Source organism: Mesorhizobium sp. M0184, from assembly GCF_040322215.1.
Classification (GTDB): Bacteria; Pseudomonadota; Alphaproteobacteria; order Rhizobiales; family Rhizobiaceae; genus Mesorhizobium.
Map to the genome: position 1 here is coordinate 79,804 of NZ_JAMYSZ010000002.1, position 24,968 is coordinate 104,771.

Consider the following 24,968-nt stretch of genomic DNA (forward strand, 5'->3'; position numbering starts at 1 on the left):
GCTCGGTTCAACTTGAAAGCATCCCGCCTCAGCTGAAACGGCTACCGATCAGCCGGCTCCACTGCTCGCCCGCAAGCCCGTTCAGGAAAACTTGCGAGTTCTTCATGGCGTCCAGAAGCTCTGGATCGCGTGAATGCACCACCGTGGAGGCAACGGTCAGGAAAGCGATGCGTCGTCCAAGCATCGCTTCCAGAAGTGCAGGTTGAATACGTCCGCGCAGGCCGCTGACGCCGCGCGCGGCGGCATGATCGATCAGGCAGTCTATCACGGAGCCCGCCTGGCCGGGCAGGGCGAGGATCTGCAGCACGCGACCAATTTGATACTTTCGTGCGTAGTAGGCGAAAGCGCCGACATTGGTGCCGACTGGCGATGTCACGCAAACGTAGACAAGCTCGCCCAGATCCGGCTTTTGTGCGGCATCGGTCAGGATGTGGTCGAGTTGGTCTTCCGTCCATTCCGGGCGCAGGGCGAATTGAGCGGTAAACGGTTCGATGAGCCTGGCAAATGCGTGGCTGTCGATTTCGGATGTACGAAATGCTCCGTGGCCTGCCCCGTCCACCGCCACACCCGACCAGCGTCGTTCGCTGGACGTCATCCTTCTGCAGTAAAATCGGTCGACTGTACGCGCCAGCGGATTGAGCATTCGCGCAAGCGCCATGCGATTGGCGGAAAGGCTGAGCATGAAGGCCGCGGGGCGCATCACGCGGACCCAGTCAAGGCTGTATTGCGGCAGGACCACGCCGCGCAGCCGGGTCCACAATTTCACGGAAATATCGTTGGCCGTCTCGCTGAAGGAGATGTCCTGCGGACCATCCAGGTAAGCTTTCAGCAAGCGGGCGCCGGCCAGCGGGTCGTGCTCATGGTCCTCGACCATGAGCGAGCTACAGATGGCCGCGCGTAGTTGTCGGCCGTTGAACGTCATAGGCAGGACGTGGACGCCGACAAATCCGGAGACGCGACCGGCGTCGTTGACATGGACAAGCGACCGGAGGTTGTCTGCGCAACCGGGCGCATCCAGATAAAATCGTTTCATGTATTCCACGAGAGAGGCCGGCGCTTCGGTCCTCTCCTTCAACAGCACGCGCTGAAACATGTTCGCAACTGCCGGGAGGTCGGCGCCTTGCAAGGCGCGAATGACGCTCAAGCCCGGCTCCCGCCACCAAAGTCCCATCCACCGAGCTTCCGGGCCAGGGCGACGCGAGGCACGAGAACATCGGGCGCGCGTTCCAACTCGACGCCCATGAAGCCGTGCAACCTCGGCCAGTTGCGATCGCCCCGGTGACCGAACGGAGTGCTGAATTGCTGCGGCAAGGTGGAACCCTTTGCTTGACCGACGAAAAACCGGCGTCATTGCTGCTAGCAGATTCAGGTAAACCGATATTAAAGTCGTTGCTTTGAATGGTAGCGAACCGGGTTTGTCCGGGCCCATACCTGGACATCAGCAATTTTGGTTCCTGGCGGACTCTACACGACCAGCGGCATGGGTTGCGTGCTCCGCGCCGAACCGTTTCGGCTGGCCAAAGTTTCGCGTGGCGGCTCTTGACTGGGAGCGCGGGCGTAATACGGTGAGGACAAATACCGGCTCTGACCGCCGGGCGGCAAGAATGCCTCGTATGCTCTCGCCTGGCGGCGGTGGCTGCGGGGCATTGTCATTTTGAGGCATTTCTTGAAACGGCATATCGAGATCGGCATTCTCTATTCGCGGTCCGGCAACTACCGGCTGGTGTCCGAATCCTGCCGTGCGGGTGCGATGAACGCCATCGCCGACGTCAACGCCGATCCCGCTATCCCATTCGAATTCGTCCCGGTCGAGCGCGACCCGCAGGGCAACATCGATCGCTATGCAAGCGGCTGCGCGGACATTCTCGCCAACAGCGGCGCGCGTCACATCATTGGCTGCGTCACCTCGTGGAGCCGCAAGGAGGTCATTCCAATCCTGGAGAGGGCAGGCGGCACGCTGTGGTACGCCTGCCCGTACGAGGGCTTCGAAGCCAACGAGCATGTCGTCTACACACACGCCTGCCCCAATCAGCATCTCGTACCGCTGCTTGCCTATGTCGTGCCTCGTTTCGGCGCCGACGGCTTCCTGCTCGGTTCCAACTACATCTGGGGTTGGGAGACCAACCGCGTGGCGCGCGACCTGATTGCGGACGCCGGCGGCAAGGTGCTGGGCGAACGCTATCTGCCGCTCGGCGAGGTCGATGTTGCGCGGCTGATCGCGGAGATACAGGCGACGAGACCTGATTTCATTCTGAACAATCTCATCGGCCCTTCTTCTTATGCCTTCATCGCGGCCTATGCCGAGCTTGGCCGGCGCGACCCGCATTTCAGGGCGGAGCGTTGCCCGATCCTGTCCTGCAATCTCACGGAATGCGAATTGCCGGCGCTCAACGGGGCAGGCGATGGTCATCTTTCCGTTGGGCCCTATTTTCACGACATCTCGGGGGTGGATCGCGGTGCGGCTCCAGTGCCTTCCGTCATGCCGGCCTCATCCTTCGAGGCGGCGGCTTATGCCTCGGTGCGCATGCTCGCCGAGATCCTCACCCGCAACCCCGGTGCACAATGGACGGACCTTCCCAAGGTCTTTACCGAAACATCATTTCGAACGCCACTGGGCGACATCGCCATCGACCCGCAAACCCAGCATGCTACCTTGCCGGTGCTAATCGGACGTATCGATGGAACATCGTTCAAAACGGTCACGCTGACGAAGGGCGTGGCACCCGATCCCTACCTTTCCCGCTATGACCGGACGGAGACGTTCGGGCGGCCACGCCTGCGGGTGGTGTCGTGAGCAAGATGGCGCGTATCCCGAACCTTGGAGGCGCCAGGGCTTTTGTCCTGCATCGTCCACATCCGACCGTGCAGGCGATCACAAGGCAATTGTCGGCCATCGGCCTTGAGGCGATTGACTTCTGGCCGGAACTGCCGGCCGAAGCCTTGGCGGCGGACTTCGTCTTCTTCGACGTCGATCTCGGCTTTGACGAGCAATTTCCGTGGAAGCCGGGCGAGGCACCGATGCCGCTGATAGCACTGATCGGCTCCGAGGCGCCGGGGCGCGTCGAATGGGCATTGTCGCACAAGGCCGATGCGCAGTTGCTGAAACCGGTCGGCAATGCCGGCGTCTATAGCGCGCTTTTGATCGCAAGGCAGAGTTTCGAGGCGCGCAAGCTTCTGGCCAGCGAGATTGCCTCGCTTCGTCAGCGGGTCGCGGAGCGCCAGACCATCGTACGCGCGGTGGAGGTCTTGTCGAAGGGCGCCGAGGACGGCCGTGCCTATGCGCAGCTCCGCTCGCTGGCGATGAGCTGGCAAATCAGTGTCGAGGAAGCCGCGCGCAGGATCGTGGCGATGACACAAGAAGAAGGCGACGATGACCAATCCGATCGCGCCTGAGCTTTCAGCCGCCGGGCGTATGCCAGCCAAGCCTCGCGCCGGCGTCTGGCGACGTCTGCTAAAACGGCCTCTCGCTTTGCTCGGCCTCGGGATTATTGCCGTTGTCTTGGCCGGCGCCATTCTTGCGCCGTGGCTGACAGGCTACGATCCAAACGAGCAGATGTTCGACGGGCTCACGCTTGAAGGCGCGCCACTGCCGCCGGGGGCCCAATTCTGGCTGGGCACCGACCTGCTTGGCCGCGACCTGCTGACCCGTCTCCTCTTCGGCGCGCGCACGTCGCTGATCATCGGCATCGTCGCCAATGGCGTGGCGCTTCTGATCGGCACGCTGGTCGGCATCACCGCCGGCTATTTCCGCGGCTGGATCGGCAGCGCGCTTATGCGCTTCACCGATCTGATGATGGCTTTCCCGGCGCTGCTGCTCGCCATCTGCCTGGCGGCGGTGCTCCAGCCGAGCCTATGGATCGTCGCCATGGTGATCGCATTGGTGAACTGGGTGCAGACCGCCCGCGTCATCTACACCGAGACAAGTTCGCTCTCCGAGCGCGAGTTCATCGATGCCGAGCGCACCATCGGCGCAAGCGCCCCGCGCATCCTGTTTCGTCATATCCTGCCGCACCTTTTGCCGACGATCATCGTCTGGGGCACGCTCGGCATCTCGACGACGGTGCTTCTTGAAGCGACGCTCAGCTATCTCGGCATCGGCGTGCAGCCGCCGACTGCTTCCTGGGGCAACATCATCTTCGAAAACCAAACCTATTTTCAGGCAGCGCCCTGGCTGGTTTTCTTTCCGGGTGCGGCGATCCTGGCGCTGGCGCTAGCCTTTAACCTTGTCGGCGATGCGCTGCGCGACATCCTCGATCCGACGCAAAGGGGGCGGGCATGATCGCCTATCTCGGCCGCCGCGTTGTCCAGTCCGTGCTCATCTTGCTCGGCGTCTCCCTGATCACCTTTGCGTTGCTCTATCTGCTGCCCGCCGATCCCGTCCGCCAGATCGCCGGCCGCAGCGCCACGCCCGAGACGGTCGAAAACATCCGCCGGCAGCTCGGCCTCGATCAGCCCTTCGTCGTCCAGTACTGGCACTATCTGATCAGTCTGCTCAGCGGCGATCTGGGGCGCTCCTACATCCAGCGCTCGGAGGTCACGGAGCTTATCGTCTCGCGGCTGCCGGCAAGCCTGCTGCTGATGCTCGGCGCCATTGCTTGCGAAGTCGTGATCGGGCTGACGATGGGCCTCATCGCCGCCGTCAAGCGTGGCACCGCCACCGACCAGTCGCTGATGGTCGCCTCCTTCGTCGGCGTCTCGGCGCCGCAATTCGTTGTCGGCCTGCTGCTGCTTTATGTGTTCGCGGTGCGGCTCGGTTGGTTCCCGATCGGCGGTTACGGCACCTGGCGTCATCTGGTGCTGCCGTCGCTGACCATGGGAATTCTCGGTGCCGGCTGGTACGCCCGCATGATGCGCTCGTCGATGATCGACGTGCTGCGCCAGGATTACGTGCGTACCGCGCGTGCCAAGGGTCTTGCACGCAGCGCCATTATCTTCCGGCACGCGCTGCCCAACGCCATCCTGCCGGTCATCGCCATGATCGGCATCGACATCGGCATCTTCATGGGCGGCATCGTGGTTGTCGAAAGCGTGTTCGGCTGGCCAGGCATCGGCCAGCTAGCCTGGCAGGCCATTCAGCGCATCGATATTCCGATCATCATGGGGGTCACCCTGGTTTCGGCCTTTGCCATCGTGCTCGGCAATCTCCTGGCCGACACTGTCGCACCGTTCATCGATCCACGCATCAAGCTCAGATGAAAACCAAGAAAACCAGAGAAAGGGAACATGACATGAGAAAATATCTGATATCGACTGTGGCGGCATCGGCGCTTGCGCTGGTGCTTGGCATGACAAGCGTACGCGCCGAAGACGCCGTCGATCCGAATGCCAAGCAGGGCGGCGCGATCACCATCACCTACAAGGACGACGTCGCCACGCTCGATCCGGCCATCGGCTATGACTGGCAGAACTGGTCGATGATCAAGAGCCTGTTCGACGGGCTGATGGACTACGAGCCGGGCACCACCAACCTACGGCCCGACCTTGCCGAGAGCTACGAGATTGCGCCCGACGGCAAGACCTTCACCTTCAAGCTGCGCCACGGAGTGAAGTTCCACAATGGCCGCGAGATGACCGCCGACGACGTGAAATATTCGCTCGACCGGGTCACCAATCCAAAGACACAGAGCCCGGGTGCCGGCTTCTTCGGCTCGATCAAAGGCTATGACAACGTCGCTGTCGGCAAGGCGGAAAGCCTAGCGGGCATAACCGTCGTCGATCCCTACACGATCAAGTTCGAGCTGACCCGGCCCGACGCCACCTTCCTGCATGTCATGGCGATCAATTTCTCGCACGTCGTGCCGAAGGAAGAAGTCGAAAAATACGGCGCGGACTTCGGCAAACATCCGGTCGGAACCGGCGCCTTCAAGCTCGCCGAATGGACGCTCGGCCAGCGCGTGGTCTTCGAGCGCAACCCGGATTACTGGCACAAGGGTCTGCCGCATCTCGACAAGATCACCTTTGAGATCGGCCAGGAGCCGATCGTGGCGCTGCTGCGGCTCCAGAAAGGCGAGATCGACGTTCCCGGCGACGGCATTCCGCCGGCGAAATTCCAGGAGGTGATGGCCGATCCCGAGCAGAAGGCCCGTGTCGTCGAGGGCGGCCAGTTGCACACCGGCTATATCACCATGAATACCACCATGGCGCCCTTCGACAACGTGAAGGTGCGGCAGGCGGTGAACATGGCGATCAACAAGGACCGCATCGTCCAGCTGATCAACAACCGTGCGGTGCCGGCCAATCAGCCGTTGCCGCCGTCGATGCCTGGCTATGACAAGGAATTCAAGGGCTATCCCTATGACTTGGCCAAGGCCAAGGCCTTGCTTGCCGAGGCCGGGCATCCCGACGGATTTGACACGCAGCTGTTTGCCATGAACACCGATCCCAACCCGCGCATCGCGCAGGCCATTCAGCAGGATCTGGCGGCGGTCGGCATCAAGGCCAGCATCCAGTCGCTCGCGCAGGCCAACGTCATCGCCGCCGGCGGCGACAAGGCCGGTGCGCCGATGATCTGGTCCGGCGGCATGGCCTGGATCGCCGACTTCCCCGATCCGTCGAACTTCTACGGCCCGATCCTCGGCTGCGCTGGTGCCGTCCCGGGCGGCTGGAACTGGTCGTGGTATTGCAACAAGGAGCTCGACGCCAAGGCGGCCGAGGCCGACTCCATCGTCGACCCGGCCAAGGCTGGCGAACGCGCCAAGATGTGGAGCGAGATCTACGGCAAGATCATGGAAGACGCGCCTTGGGCACCGGTCTTCAACGAGCAGCGTTTCACTATGAAATCAACCCGCATGGGTGGTGCCGACAACCTCTATGTCGACCCGGTCCACATCCCGATCAACTACGACAATGTGTATGTGACCGATGTGCAATAACTGCGACTACACCATCCACGGGCGCCACCATCATTTCGGCTGGGACAATTCCTTTGTCCCGACCGAACGCGTGGCGCCAGGGTCGACGATCGAGTTCCAGTGCCTGGACTCGTCCGGCGGGCAGCTGACGATGGAGAGCACCGTCGACGACGTTGCTTTGCTCGATTTTGCCAAGGTGAACCCGGTCACTGGGCCAATCTATGTCGAAGGGGCAGAGCCGGGCGATGCCCTGAAAATCACCATCGAGGCGTTCAAGCCGTCCGGCTTCGGCTGGACGGCGAATATCCCGGGATTCGGTCTGCTGGCGGATAACTTCACTCAACCGGCACTGAATATCTGGAAGTACGACGCCGCCTCGCTCGAACCGGCGCTGTTCGGCAAGAGCGGCCGGGTGCCGCTCAAGCCCTTCGCCGGCACCATCGGCAGTGCCCCGGCTGAGCCGGGTCTGCATTCGGTGGTCCCGCCGCGGCGCGTGGGCGGCAATCTGGACATCCGCGATCTCGCCGCCGGCACGGTTCTCTACCTGCCCGTGGAGGTCGCGGGAGCGTTGTTCTCGGTCGGCGACACGCACGCCGCGCAGGGTGACGGCGAGGTCTGCGGCACGGCGATCGAGAGCCCCATGAACGCCGTGCTGACGCTCGATCTGGTCAAGGATGCCCGGCTGCGGACGCCGCGTTTCACAACGCCTGGTCCGGTGTCGCGGCATCTCGACGCCAAGGGCTATGAGGTGACAACCGGTATCGGGCCGGATCTGATGCACGGCGCCAGGAGCGCCGTTTCCCAGATGATCGACCTGCTCTCCGGCCGCTACGGGATGGATCCGGTAGATGCCTATATGCTCGTCTCGGTTTGCGGTGACCTGCGCATCAGCGAGATCGTCGACATGCCCAACTGGGTGGTTTCGTTCTACTTCCCCCGCTGCGTCTTTGAATGAAGGTGGAGGACATCAAACGATCCGGGCAGGCCGCCGCGGAGAGTGGCTCTGTCAGACCGGTACTCAGCGTCTCAGGTCTGAGCGTCGCCGTGCGCGGCGAGGAGGGCGAGCGCGACGTCGTTTCCGACCTGACATTCGGCCTGATGCGCGGCGAAACGCTTTGCATCGCCGGCGAGTCCGGTTCCGGCAAGTCGATGACGGCGCTGGCCATCATGGGCTTGCTGCCGCAGCCGGCGGCACGCATCAGATCAGGCTCCATCCGACTCGGCGATCAGGATCTCGCGGCTCTCAGCGAGAGCCGCATGCGCCCCATCCGCGGCAACCGTATTGCCATGATCTTTCAGGAACCGATGACGTCGCTCAATCCGGTTCTGTCCGTCGGCCGTCAGCTCACGGAGGCGATCGAGGCACACACCTCGATGTCGCGCTCCAACTCGCGGCTGAGGGCGCTCGAGGCGCTGAAGGCAGTCCGAATTCCGGATGCCGAACGGCGGCTCGAGCACTATCCGCACGAACTCTCAGGCGGCATGCGCCAGCGCGTGATGATTGCCATGGCTCTGGCCCTGAACCCGGACGTGCTGATCGCCGATGAGCCGACGACCGCCCTCGATGTTACGGTTCAGGGCGAGGTGCTGGAGCTGCTGCGCGACCTGCAGCGCGAGCACGGCACCAGTGTTATCCTGATCACGCACGACATGGGCGTCGTCGCCGAGATGGCGGACCGCGTCATCATCATGCGCGACGGCCGGATGGTCGAGCAGGGCAGGGCGGCTGACATCTTCAATCGCCCGCAGGCCGACTATACACGCGAGCTTCTGGCCGCCGTGCCGCGTATCGGCGGCGGACGGACGGCCGAAGACCGACAAGATGCCGCCAACATGCCGGCCGAGCTTGTATCTGTCAGCGATCTTCACGTCCGCTTCGACCTGCACGGCGGCTTCTTCGGCCGCGTTGACCGCAGGGTGCACGCGGTCGAAGGCGTGAGTTTCTCGATCGCGCTGCACGAAACCCTGTCGCTGGTCGGCGAATCGGGCTGCGGCAAGTCGACGACGGCCAAGGCGATCGCCGGACTGGTGCCCTTCACCGGCAGCATTTCAATCGGCGGCCACGACCTGTCGGCGCTCAGCCGCAAGGAGCGCAAGGCTGTCCGCCGCAATGTGCAGATGATCTTTCAGGATCCCTTCGCGTCCCTCGACCCGCGCATGCGGGTCGGCGATCTCGTCGCCGAGCCTCTGCTGATCCACGGCCTCGGCGACAGAGAGCAACGGCATGCCCAGATCGCCGCTCTGTTCGAACGCGTCGGCCTCTCCGCTGACCAGATGGAGCGCTATCCCCACGAATTTTCCGGCGGGCAGCGCCAGCGAATCTGCATTGCACGGGCGCTGGCGCTGCGACCAAAGCTGATCATTGCCGACGAGAGCGTCTCTGCTCTCGACGTGTCGGTGCAGGCGCGCGTGTTAAGATTGCTGAAGGAGCTGCAGCGCGAATTCGGCGTCGCATATCTCTTCATCTCGCACGACATGGCGGTGGTCGAGAACATCTCCGATCGCGTGGCGGTAATGTATCTGGGGCAGATCGTCGAGATGGGCACCCGCGACCAGATCTTCTCCAACCCGCGCCATCCTTACACAAAGCGGCTGATCGAAGCCGTTCCGGTTCCCGATCCAGGCCGGCGCCGCGCCAGGTTCGCCCGTTTGGACAGCGAAATTCCAAGCGCTGTGCGGCGCATCGGTGACGAGCCTCGGAAACTCAAGCTCGAAGATGTTGGCGACGGCCACCTCGTCGCCACTTGATCGAGCTAAGGCTGCCTCGTCCAGCCAATCCCGCAGAGGCTCGGGGACAGCTGCATATGTGATGTTCGAGCGGCGAAAATGATCGGCGATGGCGCTGCCGGCGGCAGCGCCGTTCGGCGATGCCGAGTTGGCAAGATCACCCGTTTACATCTGACATGTTAGCGTGCTAACGCTACGTCCACATTGATTTCAACGGAGATCGCATTGGCTTCCCGCTTTGGTCTTTCGGTTGCCCTGACCACACCCTTCGACCCGTCGGGGCAGATAGCGCTCGCGCCGATGATCGCGCATGCCCGAGCCTGCCTTGGCGCCGGCTGCAGCAGCGCGACGCTGTTCGGCACCACCGGCGAAGGAGCCTCGGTCGGCACCGACGAGCGACGGATCGTCACCGAGGCCATGCTGGCGGCCGGTATTCCGCCACATCAGCTCGTCGCCGGAGTGCTGGTCGATGCAGCCGAAGATGCCGCCGATCAGGCCCGGCACGCTTTGCAGCGCGGCGTTCGCAACATTCTGCTCGCTCCGCCGAGCTACTTCAAGAATGTCGGCGAGGACGGGCTGTTCGGATGGTTTTCCGCCGTCTTCGCCGCACTCGGTCCGCTGGCGCGCGACGTGCTGCTCTATAACATCCCCTCAGTCACCATGGTGCCGCTCCCGCTTGGGCTGATCGGCCGGCTGCGCGCCGCTTTTCCCGCTGTGGTGGCCGGGGTGAAGGATTCCGGCGGGGACTGGAGCTACAGTGAGGCGCTGCTTGAGGCGCACGGCGATCTGGTGATCCTCATCGGCGACGAACGGCATCTGGCGAGAAGCGTGCGCCGCGGCGGACAGGGCGCGATTTCCGGCATGGCTAATTTTGTTACCGGCGAAATCCGGGCAATGGTCGAAAACGGGGGCGACGACCCACGCGTCGAAGACTTCGTGCTCGAATTGCTCAAATACCCGGTCACGCCGGCGGTGAAGGTCATGGTCGCGCGCAAGACCGGCGACGAGCGCTGGCTGGCGGTCCGCCCGCCCCTAGAGGCGATCGATCCGCAGGGACAGCGGCAGCTTGCCGCTGCCTACGACAGGCTGTTTGCGACAGAGGCGGCCTGACCGACAAGGCCGGGCTGACCGACAAGGAAGCGAGCTGAAGTGGAAGACGGCAGCGAACCGATCACTCTCCGGGAGAAGGCCTATGCCAGCTTCACGCGGCATTTGCTGGCCCGCGATCTGCGGCCGGGGCAGTTCGTGTCACAGCGCGAACTGGTCGCTTTCACCGGGCTGCCGCTGGGTGCCATTCGCGAGATCGTCCCGCGTCTCGAGGCCGAGGGACTGCTGACCACCATCCCACAGCGCGGCATGCAGATCGCGCATATTGACATCAATCTGATCCGCGAGGCATTTCAGTTTCGGTTGTTCATGGAACGCGAGGCAGTGGCGCTATTCACGACCAGCGCTTCTGATGCCGAACTTGCCCGCATGCGGCGCGAACATGAAGAGATGCTGGCTCAAGCTCTCGGGCAGGCGCCGACGCCGGAAATGGAAGCCAAGGCTCAGAACATCGACTGGGCGATGCACGACACCTTCATCAATGCGCTCGGCAACGAGATTATCGCCAAGGCCTATCTGGTCAACTCGGTGAAAATCCGGCTGATCCACCAGGAGCGTTTCCGCATCGACGGTCGTGTGGTGCCGGTGATGCGCGAACATTTGGCGGTCATCGAAGCCATGGAGAGCCGCAATCCGCAAAAAGCGGTTGAAGCGATCAGTCTGCATATCGACAATGCGCGCCGGCTGGCGCTCCAGATCTGAGGAAATATAGCCGCGCCGCGGTTCGCGGCGCATCCACAACGACAGCAACCGGGAGGAAGAAATGTCGTCCAATCTGTTCAACCCAACCAGGAGGCAACTCCTTGCCGGAACCGCGGCGCTAACCGCTGCCGGCCTTGTGGGGCTTCGCCCCGGCTTTGCCGCAGGCGTTGACTGGAAACGCTTTGCCGGGACGACGCTTGACGTCAATCTGGTGAAAAGCCCGCGCAGCGACACCATCCTGAAATATCTCGCCGAGTTCGAGGAACTGACCGGCATCAAGGTCAATGCCGAGGCAACGCCCGAGCAGCAGCAGCGCCAGAAGACGGTGATCGAGTTGAGCTCGGGCAAGCCGAGCTTCGACGTCGTGCATCTGAGCTACCACGTGCAGAAGCGCCAGTTCGAGAAGGGTGGCTGGCTGGCCGATATCGCCGGCTATCTCGCCGATCCGTCGCTCACCGACCCGGCGCTGGTCGAAAGCGACTTCGCCGAAGCCGGCATGCTGTTTGCCAAGGACGGCCAGGGCGTGCTGCGCTCGCTACCGTTCTCGGTGGACTACTGGATCCTGCATTGGAACAAGGAGCTGTTCGAGGCCAAGGGCCTCAAATACCCAGAGACCTTCGAGCAACTGGCGGCAGCCGCCGAAGCGCTGACCGACCCCTCGACCAATACATACGGCTTCGTCGCCCGCGGGCTCAAGAACGCAAACACGCCGGTGTGGACGTCGCTGATGCTCGGCTACGACATGACGCCGCTAGATGACAAGGGCAAGCTGCGCACCGAGGCTCCCGAGGCGATCGAGGCTGCCGCACTCTATCAAAGATTGATGACCAAGTCCGCCCCTCCGGGCGTTACCGGGTTCAACTGGGCCGAAGCACAGTCGGCCTTCCTGCAGGGCAAGATCGGCATGTGGCTCGACGGCGTGGGTTTTGCCCCGCCGATGGAAAATCCGGAAAAATCGAGGGTGGTCGGCAAGGTCGGTTATGGCGTGATGCCCAAGGGTCCCAAGGCGCATGCCTCGGGCACCTTCGGCGACGGGATTGGCGTTACCGCCGCTAGCGAGAAGAAGGAGGCTGCCTATCTGTTCTGCCAGTGGGCGGTGTCGCCAACCATGGGTGCACGGCTGTTGCAGGCCGGCGCCGGCGTTCCGTTCCGCAAATCCGTGCTGGAGGATCCCAAGGTGCGCGAAGGCGTCACCATGCCGGCAAGCTGGCTTGATGCCGTGGTCGGCTCGGGCAATATCAGTCGGCTGGCACTGCCGGTCATCATCCCGGTCACGGAATTCCGCGACATTTATGGCGTGGCGTTGACCAACATGATTGCCGGCGCCGATCCAGCCGCGGAGCTGAAGAAGGCCACCGAACAGTTCCAGCCGGTTCTCGACAGGAGCGAGCAGGGCTGATGTCGGCCACCACCCCAGAACAGACCGGGGTGACGATGCCGGTTATCGACGGGAGCCAGACGATCCGGCTGGCTCCCAACTACTGGCCTTTCGTTGTCCCCGCACTCGTCGTCGTCGGCGCCGTCATCGTTTTCCCCTGGGCTTTCACCCTGTGGATGAGCGTCAATCGCTGGACGCTCGGCCAGTCGCGGAGCTTTGCCGGGATGGAAAACTATCTCCGCCTGGCCAGCGACCCACGTTTCTGGGAATCCCTTGTTCATACGTTGACCTACACCTTCCTCTCGGTTGCAGCGCCGATGCTGCTGGGCACTCTGGCCGCCCTGATCTTCGATGCCAGGTTTCCGCTGCGCGGCTTGCTGCGCGGCGTCTTCGTCATGCCGATGATGGCGACACCCGTTGCCGTCGCACTGGTTTGGACAATGATGTTCCATCCTCAGCTTGGCGTGCTCAACTACCTGCTGTCGCTGGTCGGCATCCCGGCTCAGGAATGGATATTCAACGCCAACACGGTCATCCCGTCGCTGGTTGCGGTCGAGACCTGGCAGTGGACGCCGCTGGTCATGCTGATCGTGCTTGGCGGGCTGGCCTCGGTGCCGCGCGAGCCCTTCGAAAGCGCCGAGATCGACGGCGCCAATGCCTGGCAGCAATTCCGCTATCTCACTCTGCCGATGATCGCGCCGTTCCTGATGATCGCGGTCATCATCCGCACCATCGATGCGCTGAAGAGCTTCGACATCATCTACGCGATGACCCAGGGCGGGCCGGGAACGGCGTCGGAGACCATCAACATCTATCTCTACAACACCGCCTTCTCCTACTACGATATCGGCTACGGCTCGGCCATGGCCGTGGTGTTCTTCATTGTCATCGTGGCCCTGTCGTTTGTCCTGCTGATGCTGCGCCAACGCTCGCAGTGGATCGATACGGAGGGCAAATAGATGAGTTCACGGCTGCTCAACCAGATCGGTCTGTTTTTCGCTGCCCTGGTTTTCGTCTCGCCGGCGATCCTGTTCTTCCTCTGGATGATCTCGCTGTCGCTGAAATTCGAGATCGACAACGGTGCCTATCCGCCGATCCTGATCCCCGAACGCTTCGCCTGGTCGAACTATGTAAAGGTGTTCGAGGAGAACAATTTCCTGCTCTATCTCTGGAATTCGGTTCTGGTGACCGGCACGGCGACCTTGCTGGCGCTGCTGATCGGCGTACCGGCCGGCTATGGCATCGCACGGCTCAAGGCTGAACGATCGGCGGTCGTCATCATGATCGCCCGCATGACGCCTGGGCTATCCTATCTCATCCCGCTGTTTCTGCTGTTCCAATGGATCGGGATACTCGGCACGCTGTGGCCGCAGATCATCATCCATCTGGTGGTGACGGTGCCGATCGTGGTGTGGGTGATGATCGGCTATTTCGAGACCACGCCGATGGAACTGGAAGAGGCGGCCAACATCGACGGCGCCAGCTCCTGGCAGGTTTTCCGGCTGGTTGCCCTGCCCATCGCCAAGCCGGGCATCGTCGTCGCCTTCATCCTGTCCGTGATCTTCTCGTGGAACAATTTCGTCTTCGGCGTGGTGCTCGCCAGCCGTGAGACGCGCACACTGCCGGTCGCCGTCTACAACATGCTGTCCTACGAGCAGGTGAGCTGGGGGCCGCTCGCCGCGGCGGCGCTGGTGGTGACGTTGCCGGTGCTGATCCTGACCATGTTCGCGCAGAGGCAGATCGTCGCCGGGCTGACCGCCGGCGCCGTCAAGGGCGGCTGAGGGCGCGCCCTGACATCACTCTTTTTCCAGGAAAGATCCAATGGCATCGGTAACGATCAACAACGTGCAAAAGGCCTTCGGGGCCACCAAGATCATTCACGACGTCAGCGTCGACATCGCCGACGGCGAATTCGTCATCCTGGTCGGCCCGTCGGGATGCGGAAAATCGACGCTGCTGCGCATGATTGCGGGCCTTGAAACGATCTCCGGCGGAAAGATCGCCATCGGCGAACGTATGGTCAACAATCTGCGCGCGCGGGACCGGAACATCGCCATGGTGTTCCAGAATTATGCGCTCTATCCGCATATGACTGTTGCCGACAATATGGGCTTTGCCCTCAAGATCAAGAGGGCCGATCCGGCCGACACCGCTGGCCGGGTCCGGAAGGCAGCCGGCATCCTCGGCCTGGAAAAGCTGCTTGACCGCTATCCGCGCCAGCTTTCTGGCGGCCAGCGCCAGCGCGTTGCCATGGGTCGCGCGATCGTACGCGACCCGCAGGTCTTTCTGTTCGACGAGCCGCTCTCCAACCTCGATGCCAAGTTGCGCGTCCAGATGCGCGGCGAGATCAAGGCCCTGCACCAGCGGCTGGGTACCACGACGATCTATGTCACGCACGACCAGATCGAGGCCATGACCATGGCCGACAAGATCGTCGTGCTGCATGACGGCCTGGTCGAGCAGATCGGCGCGCCGCTGGACCTCTACGACCATCCGGCCAACCTCTTCGTTGCCGGTTTCATCGGCTCGCCCGCCATGAACTTCATTGCCGGCCGCATCGAGGAGGGCGTGTTCCGCAGCGCCGGCGGGTTGATCCTGCCGTTGCCGGAAGGCGCCCAGCCGGCGGATGCCGCGGGACGCGAACTCGTCTACGGCATTCGTCCGGAACATATCCGGGCTACCGGGCAGGGCGTGCCGGGCACGATCACGCTTCTCGAGGCGACCGGCTCCGAAATCTTCGCCAGGGTCGACTGCTCCGGTGAAGAAATCTCCTGCCTCTTCCGAGAAAGGCTTGCGCTCAAGCAAGGCGAAGGGGTGCGGATCGAGATCGACCGCGCATGTGCGCATCTGTTCGACGCAGCAACCGGTCGGCGCATCTGACTCGATGGCTTGGTGAATGCGTGGTTGGCCTTAGGTCGGCAATGCGAATTCACCGGCGAGTTCGATGGCGCGGCCTTCGCGGGCCGATCTCTCGGCGGCGAGACCCATGACGACGGCCCACCAGCCGTCTTGCAAGGTCAATTCCACTTTGCCTTGTCCGCGCACCGCAGCGGTGAAGCGGGCGTGCTCGAAATAGGTCGAACCGTTATGGTCGCCTGCCTCGAGCAGCCGGGGGTCGACGGGAATTTCCAGTACGCGTGGTCCAGGCGGATTGCGCGGACTAACGATCAACTGGGGCACTGGCGCAGGGCCAAGGTGGGTCGGCCAGAAACGGCCTGGTCCGGGCACCAGACATTCGATCTTTCCGTCGCCGCCGACAGCGCAGAGTTCCTCCTGGTAGCGGCTGCCCTCGGCAAACATGCACAGTTCCAGCATGGCGCGCGCGCCGCTCGCGAAATCAACCAGCACATAGCCATGGTCAAGGATATCCGGCCTCTCACCGCCATAGCGTTCGTCGAGATGGTTTACGGCCTGTCCAGCGCTCGCCATCACGCGGACGGGGTCCGATCCGAGGATCAGCCGCATCAGGTCGAAGAAGTGGCAGCTCTTCTCGACGAACGTGCCGCCGGTGTTGCGGTTGAAGCGGTTCCAGTCGCCGACCTTGGCCAGAAACGGGAAGCGATGCTCGCGGATCGTCAGCATGCGGATGCCGCCGGTGGCGTGGCGCGCCTGCTCGACGAATACGGCGACGGGGGGCATATAGCGATATTCCATGGCCACCCAGACGAGCGGAAGCCGAGCTTTCAACGCCGCGATCCGCCCCTCGTCGGCGCCCTCGGTGAAGAGCGGCTTTTCCACCAGTACCGGCAGTGGTCGAAGTGCGGCGATCTGCTCCATCTGACCGAGGTGCTGGTGGTTGGGGCTGGCAATCAAGACGCAGTCCACCTCATCCATGGCCAGCAGTTCAGCGATCGATGCCGCCGATCGCGCGCCCGACGCCGTCGCCAGCGACGCCGCCAACATGCCGGGGTCCGGCTCGACGATCGCGGCCACATGCGCATCGGGCAACAGAGCGATATTGCGGATATGCTCGCGGCCCATCATGCCGCAGCCGATGATGCCGTAGCCGATCGATGATCTGGTCACGCTGCGTCTTCCTCCGGCCTATCTGAAACGCGTGACGTACCGCGCCGCGCCCGGATCGAACCAGCTGCGGGAATATTCCGGGCTGGCGCCGTCGCCAGCCCAGGCGACACGTTCTATGAACCCCACGACCGTCCCCGGCGGTGGCCTGAATTCGAGCGGGGCCCAGTCCGGCGCGGGTGCGACGGCGACGTGGTCTTCGGCGCGAACGATCGAAAAGCCGAGCGCGAGCCGGTAGTGGAGATAGAGGGATTCCGACAAATCCTCGCGCTTGAGCCGCTCGGCGCGGCTGACGTCCAGCCAGATCTCCTCGACCGCGGCCGGCTCGCCGTCGAGCCGCCGCAGCCGGCGTATACGGTGGGCTTCGCCGGAGCTGCCGAATTGCGGCAGGTCGGCGGGCTTGGGCAGCCGCTCGACGGACAGCACGTCGGCGCTCGGCAGGCCGCCACCGCCGATGCGCTCCAGGCGAAAAAAGGCATAGACCCCGAGCAAGTCGCCGCGCGCCCGCACATAGTTACCCGAGCCCTGGATGCGGTCGAGAAGGCCCTTTTCGGTCAAATCTGCCAGCGCCCTCCTGAGCGTGCCGACGGCAATCCCAAGGCTCGCGGCCATCTCGCGCTCGGGCGGCAGCCGCGCCCCGTCGGCCAGCCGTCCGGCCGCGATTTCGCGGATCAGCATTTCGCTGGTCTGCAAGTGCACAGGCAAGGGCCCACGCATCTGGCTGGATCGGTGGCCGGGGTCAGCCCTTGTCAAATGCATCCCGCGTTCCAATCGCATCCCGGTTCGGGTTTGGCTCAAATTGATACAGTATTGATCTACACCAAAACGAATGCTACGCAAGCCCTATTCGCAGCTCCGGACCTCTTTGAAGAATGGCCCGGGCTTCTTTTTTGAAGAGTGGCAATGAGCATCGTCCCAATCACCTCGCCGGATCTCGATGCAGCCGAAGTCTCGTGGTTCGCCGCACTCTGCTCGGACGACCATCGCTATCTCGGTGTGCCGGACGGCGCGTTGCGCTCGAACTGGGCGCATTGCTCCGAGATCGTGAAGATGTCCGAGGAACTAGGTTTCCGCAACATCTTGTGTCCGTCGTCCTATCAGGTCGGCCAGGACACGCTGAGCTTCGTAGCCGGCTGCGCGCCGATCACCTCGAAGATCAATCTGCTCGCCGCTGTGCGCTGCGGCGAGATGCAGCCGATCATGCTGGCGCGCACGATTGCGACGCTGGATCACATGCTGGAAGGCCGGCTGACGGTGAACATCATTTCGTCGGACTTTCCGGGCGAGACAGCCGACAGCGCCTACCGTTATCAGCGTTCGCGCGAGGTTGTGCAGATCCTGCGCCAGGCCTGGACCAGGGACAGCATCGATTTCGAGGGCGAGGTCTATCGCTATAAAGGACTCTCGACGGCGCCAGCGAAGCCCTATCAGCAAAATGGCGGCCCGCTGCTCTATTTCGGCGGTTATTCGCCCGACGCGCTCGAGCTTTGCGCCGAACAGTGCGACGTCTACCTGATGTGGCCGGAAACCAGGGAGGAACTTGCCGGCCGCATGAAGGCCGTCCACGAACGCGCCGAGCGCCATGGGCGGACGCTCGACTACGGCCTGCGCGTCCACATGATCGTGCGCGATACCGAGGCCGAGGCAAAGGAATATGCCCGGGAGCTGGTTTCGAGGCTGGACGACGAGCAAGGCAGGGCGATCCGCGAGCGCGCGCTCGACGCCCGATCGCTCGGCGTATCGCACCAGGCCAGGAACCGCCAGATCGCCGATGCCGAAGGCTATGTCGAGCCGCATCTGTGGACCGGCGTCGGGCGGGCGCGCTCTGGTTGCGGCGCGGCGCTGGTGGGCTCGACCGATCAGGTTCTGTCGGAAATCGAAGCGTATATGAAGATGGGGATCCGCGCTTTCATCTTTTCCGGCTACCCGCATCTCGACGAAGCGCGTCATTTCGGCACCAAGGTGCTGCCCCAGCTCAAGACATGCTCGCTCCCGCACGCCTATGGCCGTGTGCCGGAACGGATCCCGGCGACACCACTGGGAACGGGGGAGCGCCGCTGATGGAGCATGTCGTGTGCGATCCACGCCTTTTGCGCAATGCCTTCGGGCGCTTCGCCACCGGCGTCACGGTCGTCACCACCGGCACGGCCGACGGCCCGGTCGCAATCACTGCCAACAGCTTCTCATCCGTGTCGCTCGATCCGCCGCTGGTGCTCTGGTCTATCGGCCGCCACTCGCGCCGGTTCGAACCCTTCGCCAATTCCGCGCACTACGCCATTCACGTGCTGGCGGAAGATCAAATCGATCTGTGCTGGCGTTTTTCGAAGTCAGGGACGGACTTTGCCGATCTTGACCTGTCGTGGAGTGAGCACGGCGTGCCGTTGCTGCCGCGCGCACTGGCGCGGTTCGAATGCAGCGTCGCCGACCGCTTCCCGGCTGGCGACCATATGATCCTGCTTGGACGTGTCCTTGAACTGCAGACGCAAGAGGGTTTGCCGCTGCTCTTTGCTGGCGGCAAGTCGCGCGCTCAAGAGGCCAGTTGATGACCGCCGGCGCCGCTTCGGGCTGGTGCCGTCGACTGGCGCACCACGAGATTGCAGGCAAGTTCGACGCGACGCGGCGGCGACCCCGAATGGGCCATATCGTCGAGCAGCAGGCTAAGCGCCGCCGATCCGATCTCGCGCATGGGAATGTGCATCGCCGTCAGCGGCGGGTTGCAGAAGGCAGCGAGCGGCAAGTCGTCCATACCGACCACGGACACATCGCCAGGCACCGAATATCCGGCCTCCTGGACGCCGGCGATGGCACCAAACGCCAAGCTGTCGCCGGCCGTCAGCACGGCGGTGAAATCGAGGCCACGGGCCGCGATGCGCTCGGTCACGGCCCTGCTCGCAAGTTCCGGCAGCCAGTCCTGCACCTCAACCACGAAGTCGTCGAAGCCGGCAATTCCGGCTGTGATCAGCGCGTCGCGCCAACCTTCGTAGCGCCGCTCGATCGTGCGCCGGCCACGCCGCATCAGGAACAGGATGCGGCGGTGGCCGAGGCCGATCAGATGCTGCGCCGCAAGCATGGCGGCAGAGCGATTGCAGGGCGTCACGCTCGAATGGCGCATCGAGGGATCGTCGCCGTTGACGAGCACGATCGGCTTGGCGAATCCGGCTGTCAGCGTCAGCACATCGTCATCGTCCAGCGTCAGAAACAGGCAGCCGGCGACGCTGTCGTCGCGCTCGGATTCACGCAGCAGCGCGATTTCGTCCTCGGGCGCCGAAACCGGCCGGGTCACGAGTTCGACGCCCAGCAACCGGGCGCGCTCGTTGAGCCCATCAAGGACATGGTAGGTGAACTGATTGCGGGCACTGTCCACCATTGCCACGCTGCTTGCGGCCAGGATGACCTTGCGGCCGGCAACCGAGGCGGGAATGGCATAGTTCATCGACTTCGCCGTTTCGATGATCCTGGTGCGAAGCTCGTCCCTCACGCCGCCGACGCCGCTCAGCGCACGGGAGGCGGTGCTGACCGACACGCCGCAACGCGCCGCTATCTCTTCAAGTCGAATGCGGCGGCTGGGGCGGCCGCGCTTGCCCTGGATATTCATCCGCTCCGTCACCTCCGGCAAAGTCATCCGATTAATGCAAAAAATTTTCAGATTGCGCAAGAAAAATGGCTGTGAAACAGTTCCGATGAAGCGGGAGAAACGGGAGGAGTGATGCCGCTATCGGCCGAACGCCTGAATTCCGTGCTTGCCAGCCTTGTGGCCGGCATGACCGGCTTGCGTCATGACGGGCGGTTCCATGAGCCGAATCTCGACGGCACGCCGGGCGACTATGTCAGCTTCGACAGCTGGGAATGGCCGCAAGGCGTCGGGCTCTACGGGCTGGTTCGGCTGTGGGCGCAGACCGGCGACGATCGGCTGCTGCAGACGATCGAGGCCTGGTACGACCGACGCATCGCTGCCGGTCTCCCTGCGATGAACGTCAACACCACCGCGCCCCTTTTGGCGCTAAGCGAATTGTGGCGGCGCCGGCGCCAGCTGCGCTTCGAGCCGGTGCTGCGCGAATGGGCCGAGCGGGTGGCCACCGCCTTGCCGCGGACGCCCGAAGGCGGTTTCCAGCATGATGTTTCGGACCGGGTCAACGACGACGAATTGTGGGACGACACGCTGTTCATGGTGGCGCTGTTCCTCGCATCCTACGGCCAGGCTGCCGGCCAGCGTCGCTTCGTCGAGGAAGCAGAAAGGCAATTCCTGGTCCACGCCCGTTATCTCGCCGACCCGGCATCAGGGCTGTGGTTTCACGGCTGGACGTTCGCGGGACGGCACAATTTCGCCCGCGCGCTTTGGGCGAGAGGCAATGCCTGGATCACGGTCGGTATCCTCGACCTGGTGGAGTTCGCCGAAATTGCGCCTTCGGTTCGGGCCTATCTGCTCGGAGTGCTGGAGACGCAGATCAACGCCCTGCTCGAGGTGCAGGCAGGTTCGGGCGCCTGGCACACTCTGCTCGACGACCCAACGTCTTACGAGGAGATTTCCGCCACGGCCGGCTTCGGCTACGGGTTGATGAAGGCCGCGCGGCTCGGAATCGGCTCGACAGAGTGCCGTGCCGCCGGCCTCCGCGCCTTGGAAGCCGTGGTGGCCAACATCGATGACAAAGGTGTGGTGGCGAACGTGTCCTATGGCACACGCATGGGCGCCGACCTGCAGTTCTATCGCGATATACCCATCCATCCGACGGGCTACGGGCAGGCGCTGGCCATTCTGTGCCTGACCGAAGGGGCGCGGCATCTGCAGTCGAAGGTGGAGGCGGCATGATGCGGACGCTCTATGGCGCATCGCCGGGCGATATTGCCGGCATGGATACGGACCGGCTGAGGGCCGAGTTCCTGGTCGACGGCTTGTTCCGGCCTGGCGCGATCGAATTCGTCTACACCCATGTCGACCGCATGATCGTCGGTGGCGCGGTGCCGCTGGCCAACCAGCTGGCATTCGGCAACGGGGCCGAAGTCGGCACCCCGCTCTTCTTTGACGCGCGCGAGATGGGCATCGCCAATCTCGGCGGCAATGGTGCAGTCGCGGTGGACGGCCGGCGCTTTCACGTGGCTAACCGCGACATCGTCTATGTCGGACGCGGAGCGCGTGAGGTGACGCTGGAGAGCGACGATCCGGAGAGGCCGGCACGCTTCTACATGAACTCGGTGCCGGCCGGCGCCGATGTTGCGCACCGTCTCATCGTCAGCAGCGAAGCCAGGCCGCTTGTGCTCGGCGAGGAGGCCCGTGCGAACAGGCGCACGCTGCGCATGTACATCCATCCCGAAGTGGCCCCGTCCTGCCTCTTGCTGATGGGAATCACCGACCTCGCGCCGGGCAGCGTGTGGAACACGATGCCGCCGCATCTGCATGAGCGGCGCATGGAAGCTTATTGCTACTTCGACCTCGCCGAAGCCGACCGTGTAATCCATCTGATGGGCCGGCCAGACAAGACGCGCCACCTGATGGCCGCTGACGGTGACGTTGTCCTGTCGCCCGCCTGGTCTATCCATATGGGCGCCGGCACCGGCCCCTATGCTTTCGTCTGGGGCATGACCGGCGAGAACCAGGCCTACACCGATGTCGATCCAGTTGCCGTGAAGGATTTGCGATGAGCGAGGCCGCGCAAAGCGTTCGGACGGATTTTACGCTGCGCCGGCCGCTCATGGCGGGGCAGCCAATCGTCTATTGGCGGCTCGGGTCTATCGCCGAGCAACGCTACAACGTGGCCGACCAGCCCATGCAAGGCGAGATGGATCCCTTCTTCTTCCTGACCAAGCACAAGAATTTCATTCCCCATGAATATCCGTGCCGCACGCAGTTCGCAGCGGAACGACGCGGCAAGCGACCACAGGTCAGCGCCGAATTCGGCGCCGAGCGCCTCTGGCTGCCCTTCGCCTCGCCGCGCATCGACCTATCGGGCTTCTGGTTCCGGCCGACGGTACTTGGAACCTGGGCCGAGACCACCATCGAGGCGGCCTCGAGTGGCGATGTGAAGGTGCGGCTGCGCACATGCGGCGGCGCCATACTCTTTGCCAATGGTGAGGAAGCCGGCTGGATGGCGCCCTACGGCCGCAACCTGGAAAGTGCCGAGCACTTCAAGATCGCGCTGCGGGCCGGCCGCAACGACATTCGCATATGGTTCGACGATCTCGCCGAGCGCGACGCCCGCTACTATTTCCAGCTCGATTATCTATCCGGTCCGGTTGCTTCGGTCGCACTGCCGATCGAAGTCGAGAGCGGCGTTGCCGATGCGATGGAAGCAGCCCTCGACGACATGCATTTCGACCGTCCCGCCTATGACGGCGGCGAGGTGGCGCTGGTCACCGGCGTGGCCCTGCCGCGCGACGCGCAAGTCGAGGTAGAGATCGAGGGCGATTTCATGTCGATCGAGACGCCGGTGCACTTCGCCTTCGATCTGCCAGCGGGCCAGACGCGGCTGGCGATCGCCGATACCGAGCAGCTGCCGGCCGACTTTCGCCATTTCAAGGTGACGCTGACGGTCGCAGACCATGCTGTATCGCGTGTCTTCGGCGTCGAGATATGCCACGCGCACCGTCAGGGCGATGCGCCGGAAACGCTTACCGCGCGTATCGAAGAGGCCTTGCGCGAGGTCGCCGGTCACGCCGAGGCCGATACGGTGCGCGCGCTGGCGCGCCTGGCGATCGGACAGCAGGGCTCCGAGACCGACGCCATGATCTCGGGCACGCTGCCGGCGATCGAGGATTGTCACGATTGCGCCGACTTCATCCTGGTGCCGCTGCTGTGGTGCCGCAAGGCCTATGGCGATCGGCTGGAAGCGAGCCTGCGCGCGCGCGTCGACAACGCCATCCTCGGCTATCGCTACTGGATGGACGAGCCCGGCAATGATGTGCAGTGGTACTTCTCCGAGAACCACGCGCTGCTCTTCCACACCGCCGCTTATATTGCTGGTGGCCTGTTGCCTGATGTACGGTTCGTGCGGTCGGGCCGCCTTGGCCGCGAACAGTCCACGGTGGGAGCCGCGCGTGTACGCGCCTGGCTCGACCATTTCGAGGCATGGGAGATGGCCGAGTTCAACTCGGCGCCTTATTTTCCGATCGACCTCAAGGGCCTGTGCGCGCTCTACGCGCTGGCCCCGGACAAGGACATCGCCGAACGTGCCGGCAAGGCAATCATACGCCTGCTTGAAATCGTCGCCCGCTCGGCGCATCGCGGTATCCTCACCGGGGCGCAGGGCCGCTCCTATGAGCACACGCTGCGCGCCGCGCGTTCGCTGGAATTGTCCGGCATCTGCCGCATGCTTTGGGGCAAGGGCAATTACGGCATGCGCTTTCACGCGCTGCCGCAGCTGGCGCTGTGCCTACGGGATCACGATTTGAGCGTTCCGGAGGGGTTGGCAGCAATTGCTTCCCTTGTCGGCGATACGGCGTGGGAATGGACTTTTGCGCAGGGACAAGACCGCTTCGCGCGGCTCTATCACTACAAGACGCGCAACCATGCGATGGGCAGCGCCGCTGGCTACCGCTGGAATCAATGGGGTTATCAGGAGACCGTCATTCACGCCCGGCTGGGCCAGAATCCGGATGCGCAGATCTGGATCAACCACCCCGGCGAAGTGCTGCAGTCGGGATATGGCAGACCATCATATTGGGGTGGTTCAGGCACTTTGCCCCGGCTTCACCAATACCGCGACCTCGCCGTCGTCAGCTTCTCCTGCTCGGATGAACAGCCCGACTTTACACACGCCTGGTTCCCCGCAAGCATCTTCGATGCCGTGCAAGTGGCTGGCGATCGGGCGTTCGCGCAATCTGGCGACGCCTTCGTCATGCTGAAGACGGATGTTCCGCTCACGCAGGTCGTGGCCGGCCCGACCGCCGGCAACGAGTTGCGGGCGGCGGGACGCAGGACGACATGGATCGTTCGCCTCGGTGACCGGGATGCCAATCTGCCGGCACTCGACGCCTGGGCGGGCGCCTTTGCCGGCCTGTCGGTGCGGTCGGGTCCCGACGGCGAATTGATCGTCGACGACCCGGAGTACGGCACGGTGCATTTCCTCGCCGACGCAAGGATCGTGGCTGAGGGACGTACACTCGATCCGACCAACTGGACCGTGCGCGGCGAGGCGATGCGCATGAAGCACAGAGAGTAGGGAGGAAATCGGCTGCGACGCTCAAGA

22 protein-coding genes are annotated in these 24,968 nt (G+C 63.5%); 18 read left to right on the forward strand and 4 right to left on the reverse strand.

Going from position 1 to position 24,968, the window contains the following annotated elements; all coding sequences use genetic code 11:
- Window positions 1–28: 28 nt before the first annotated feature.
- Entirely contained in the window at window positions 29–1,144 is a 1,116-nt protein-coding gene (locus NKJ23_RS03445) for a hypothetical protein (RefSeq protein ID WP_352678199.1), read from the reverse strand.
- 522 nt (window positions 1,145–1,666) lie between these two features.
- On the opposite strand from NKJ23_RS03445, the gene NKJ23_RS03450 reads away from it, so the two are divergent.
- The 13 genes from NKJ23_RS03450 (at window position 1,667) to NKJ23_RS03510 (ending at window position 15,645) form a co-directional block, all read left to right on the forward strand.
- The gene (locus NKJ23_RS03450; RefSeq protein ID WP_352678202.1) at window positions 1,667–2,794 is read left to right on the forward strand and encodes a transporter substrate-binding protein; all 1,128 of its coding nucleotides are present in this window, start codon (window positions 1,667–1,669) and stop codon (window positions 2,792–2,794) included.
- A complete protein-coding gene (locus NKJ23_RS03455) occupies window positions 2,791–3,393 on the forward strand; it encodes an ANTAR domain-containing response regulator (RefSeq protein WP_352678204.1) in 603 nt (200 codons plus the stop codon). Before NKJ23_RS03450 ends, NKJ23_RS03455 begins: the two co-directional genes overlap by 4 nt.
- Before the next feature lie 19 nt (window positions 3,394–3,412).
- On the forward strand, window positions 3,413–4,279 hold the full coding sequence (locus NKJ23_RS03460; protein ID WP_198023515.1) for an ABC transporter permease: 867 nt from the start codon (window positions 3,413–3,415) through the stop codon (window positions 4,277–4,279).
- Window positions 4,276–5,196 carry an ABC transporter permease gene (locus NKJ23_RS03465; protein WP_352635303.1) on the forward strand — a complete coding sequence of 307 codons (921 nt, stop codon included), beginning with the start codon at window positions 4,276–4,278 and terminating at the stop codon, window positions 5,194–5,196. The genes NKJ23_RS03460 and NKJ23_RS03465 overlap by 4 nt, the downstream gene beginning before the upstream one ends.
- Before the next feature lie 32 nt (window positions 5,197–5,228).
- Window positions 5,229–6,872, forward strand: coding sequence for an ABC transporter substrate-binding protein (locus NKJ23_RS03470; RefSeq protein ID WP_352678207.1), 1,644 nt, complete (start codon window positions 5,229–5,231; stop codon window positions 6,870–6,872).
- Window positions 6,862–7,806 (forward strand): acetamidase/formamidase family protein, encoded by a 945-nt coding sequence (locus NKJ23_RS03475; protein ID WP_352678210.1) that lies wholly within the window; start codon window positions 6,862–6,864, stop codon window positions 7,804–7,806. Before NKJ23_RS03470 ends, NKJ23_RS03475 begins: the two co-directional genes overlap by 11 nt.
- Window positions 7,803–9,599 carry an ABC transporter ATP-binding protein gene (locus NKJ23_RS03480; RefSeq protein ID WP_352678213.1) on the forward strand — a complete coding sequence of 599 codons (1,797 nt, stop codon included), beginning with the start codon at window positions 7,803–7,805 and terminating at the stop codon, window positions 9,597–9,599. The genes NKJ23_RS03475 and NKJ23_RS03480 overlap by 4 nt, the downstream gene beginning before the upstream one ends.
- A gap of 204 nt (window positions 9,600–9,803) precedes the next feature.
- On the forward strand, window positions 9,804–10,688 hold the full coding sequence (locus tag NKJ23_RS03485) for a dihydrodipicolinate synthase family protein (protein ID WP_031211068.1): 885 nt from the start codon (window positions 9,804–9,806) through the stop codon (window positions 10,686–10,688).
- A gap of 39 nt (window positions 10,689–10,727) precedes the next feature.
- On the forward strand, window positions 10,728–11,387 hold the full coding sequence (locus tag NKJ23_RS03490) for a GntR family transcriptional regulator (protein ID WP_023674176.1): 660 nt from the start codon (window positions 10,728–10,730) through the stop codon (window positions 11,385–11,387).
- Window positions 11,388–11,448: 61 nt separating this feature from the next.
- Complete coding sequence (locus NKJ23_RS03495; protein ID WP_352678216.1) at window positions 11,449–12,786, forward strand: extracellular solute-binding protein; 1,338 nt, start codon at window positions 11,449–11,451, stop codon at window positions 12,784–12,786.
- 35 nt (window positions 12,787–12,821) lie between these two features.
- The gene (locus NKJ23_RS03500) at window positions 12,822–13,724 is read left to right on the forward strand and encodes a carbohydrate ABC transporter permease (protein ID WP_245274609.1); all 903 of its coding nucleotides are present in this window, start codon (window positions 12,822–12,824) and stop codon (window positions 13,722–13,724) included.
- Entirely contained in the window at window positions 13,725–14,546 is an 822-nt protein-coding gene (locus NKJ23_RS03505; protein WP_023674179.1) for a carbohydrate ABC transporter permease, read from the forward strand.
- A 40-nt stretch (window positions 14,547–14,586) separates the two neighbouring features.
- Entirely contained in the window at window positions 14,587–15,645 is a 1,059-nt protein-coding gene (locus NKJ23_RS03510) for an ABC transporter ATP-binding protein (protein WP_352571378.1), read from the forward strand.
- 30 nt (window positions 15,646–15,675) lie between these two features.
- On the opposite strand, the gene NKJ23_RS03515 is transcribed toward NKJ23_RS03510, so the two are convergent.
- Together NKJ23_RS03515 and NKJ23_RS03520 are read right to left on the reverse strand one after the other, a co-directional pair.
- Window positions 15,676–16,749, reverse strand: a complete 1,074-nt coding sequence (locus NKJ23_RS03515; protein ID WP_502902492.1) for a Gfo/Idh/MocA family protein — start codon at window positions 16,747–16,749, stop codon at window positions 15,676–15,678.
- Between the two features lie 60 nt (window positions 16,750–16,809).
- Window positions 16,810–17,466: a GntR family transcriptional regulator gene (locus NKJ23_RS03520; protein WP_352678222.1), complete on the reverse strand. Its 657-nt coding sequence runs from the start codon at window positions 17,464–17,466 to the stop codon at window positions 16,810–16,812.
- 225 nt (window positions 17,467–17,691) lie between these two features.
- Between NKJ23_RS03520 and NKJ23_RS03525 the strand changes: the two genes are divergently transcribed.
- Both NKJ23_RS03525 and NKJ23_RS03530 read left to right on the forward strand, forming a co-directional pair.
- Window positions 17,692–18,849, forward strand: a complete 1,158-nt coding sequence (locus NKJ23_RS03525; protein ID WP_352678225.1) for an LLM class flavin-dependent oxidoreductase — start codon at window positions 17,692–17,694, stop codon at window positions 18,847–18,849.
- On the forward strand, window positions 18,849–19,331 hold the full coding sequence (locus NKJ23_RS03530) for a flavin reductase family protein (RefSeq protein ID WP_352678228.1): 483 nt from the start codon (window positions 18,849–18,851) through the stop codon (window positions 19,329–19,331). The genes NKJ23_RS03525 and NKJ23_RS03530 overlap by 1 nt, the downstream gene beginning before the upstream one ends.
- Here NKJ23_RS03530 and NKJ23_RS03535 read toward each other — a convergent pair.
- Window positions 19,316–20,383 carry a LacI family DNA-binding transcriptional regulator gene (locus NKJ23_RS03535; RefSeq protein ID WP_352455781.1) on the reverse strand — a complete coding sequence of 356 codons (1,068 nt, stop codon included), beginning with the start codon at window positions 20,381–20,383 and terminating at the stop codon, window positions 19,316–19,318. The genes NKJ23_RS03530 and NKJ23_RS03535 overlap by 16 nt on opposite strands.
- Window positions 20,384–20,494: 111 nt before the next feature.
- Between NKJ23_RS03535 and bglB the strand changes: the two genes are divergently transcribed.
- From bglB to NKJ23_RS03550, 3 genes are read left to right on the forward strand one after another with little or no spacing between them, the layout of a single operon-like run.
- On the forward strand, window positions 20,495–21,595 hold the full coding sequence (gene bglB, locus NKJ23_RS03540) for a beta-galactosidase BglB (protein ID WP_352678229.1): 1,101 nt from the start codon (window positions 20,495–20,497) through the stop codon (window positions 21,593–21,595).
- Entirely contained in the window at window positions 21,592–22,425 is an 834-nt protein-coding gene (kduI, locus tag NKJ23_RS03545; protein WP_352678231.1) for a 5-dehydro-4-deoxy-D-glucuronate isomerase, read from the forward strand. Before bglB ends, kduI begins: the two co-directional genes overlap by 4 nt.
- The gene (locus NKJ23_RS03550; RefSeq protein WP_502902483.1) at window positions 22,422–24,941 is read left to right on the forward strand and encodes a hypothetical protein; all 2,520 of its coding nucleotides are present in this window, start codon (window positions 22,422–22,424) and stop codon (window positions 24,939–24,941) included. The genes kduI and NKJ23_RS03550 overlap by 4 nt, the downstream gene beginning before the upstream one ends.
- Window positions 24,942–24,968: the final 27 nt, after the last annotated feature.

Excerpts from the sequence above, each read along its gene's own strand:
- NKJ23_RS03460 (WP_198023515.1), top strand. The coding sequence starts at position 3,413 with ATGCCAGCCAAGCCTCGCGCCGGCGTCTGGCGACGTCTGCTAAAACGG.
- NKJ23_RS03475 (WP_352678210.1), top strand. The coding sequence starts at position 6,862 with ATGTGCAATAACTGCGACTACACCATCCACGGGCGCCACCATCATTTC.
- bglB (WP_352678229.1), top strand. The coding sequence starts at position 20,495 with ATGCCGCTATCGGCCGAACGCCTGAATTCCGTGCTTGCCAGCCTTGTG.
- NKJ23_RS03510 (WP_352571378.1), top strand. The coding sequence starts at position 14,587 with ATGGCATCGGTAACGATCAACAACGTGCAAAAGGCCTTCGGGGCCACC.
- NKJ23_RS03530 (WP_352678228.1), top strand. The coding sequence starts at position 18,849 with ATGGAGCATGTCGTGTGCGATCCACGCCTTTTGCGCAATGCCTTCGGG.
- NKJ23_RS03470 (WP_352678207.1), top strand. The coding sequence starts at position 5,229 with ATGAGAAAATATCTGATATCGACTGTGGCGGCATCGGCGCTTGCGCTG.
- NKJ23_RS03480 (WP_352678213.1), top strand. The coding sequence starts at position 7,803 with ATGAAGGTGGAGGACATCAAACGATCCGGGCAGGCCGCCGCGGAGAGT.
- NKJ23_RS03515 (WP_502902492.1), bottom strand. The coding sequence starts at position 16,749 with ATGATGGGCCGCGAGCATATCCGCAATATCGCTCTGTTGCCCGATGCG.
- NKJ23_RS03550 (WP_502902483.1), top strand. The coding sequence starts at position 22,422 with ATGAGCGAGGCCGCGCAAAGCGTTCGGACGGATTTTACGCTGCGCCGG.
- NKJ23_RS03535 (WP_352455781.1), bottom strand. The coding sequence starts at position 20,383 with ATGAATATCCAGGGCAAGCGCGGCCGCCCCAGCCGCCGCATTCGACTT.
- NKJ23_RS03525 (WP_352678225.1), top strand. The coding sequence starts at position 17,692 with ATGAGCATCGTCCCAATCACCTCGCCGGATCTCGATGCAGCCGAAGTC.
- NKJ23_RS03465 (WP_352635303.1), top strand. The coding sequence starts at position 4,276 with ATGATCGCCTATCTCGGCCGCCGCGTTGTCCAGTCCGTGCTCATCTTG.
- NKJ23_RS03495 (WP_352678216.1), top strand. The coding sequence starts at position 11,449 with ATGTCGTCCAATCTGTTCAACCCAACCAGGAGGCAACTCCTTGCCGGA.
- kduI (WP_352678231.1), top strand. The coding sequence starts at position 21,592 with ATGATGCGGACGCTCTATGGCGCATCGCCGGGCGATATTGCCGGCATG.
- NKJ23_RS03505 (WP_023674179.1), top strand. The coding sequence starts at position 13,725 with ATGAGTTCACGGCTGCTCAACCAGATCGGTCTGTTTTTCGCTGCCCTG.
- NKJ23_RS03500 (WP_245274609.1), top strand. The coding sequence starts at position 12,822 with ATGCCGGTTATCGACGGGAGCCAGACGATCCGGCTGGCTCCCAACTAC.
- NKJ23_RS03520 (WP_352678222.1), bottom strand. The coding sequence starts at position 17,466 with ATGCTGATCCGCGAAATCGCGGCCGGACGGCTGGCCGACGGGGCGCGG.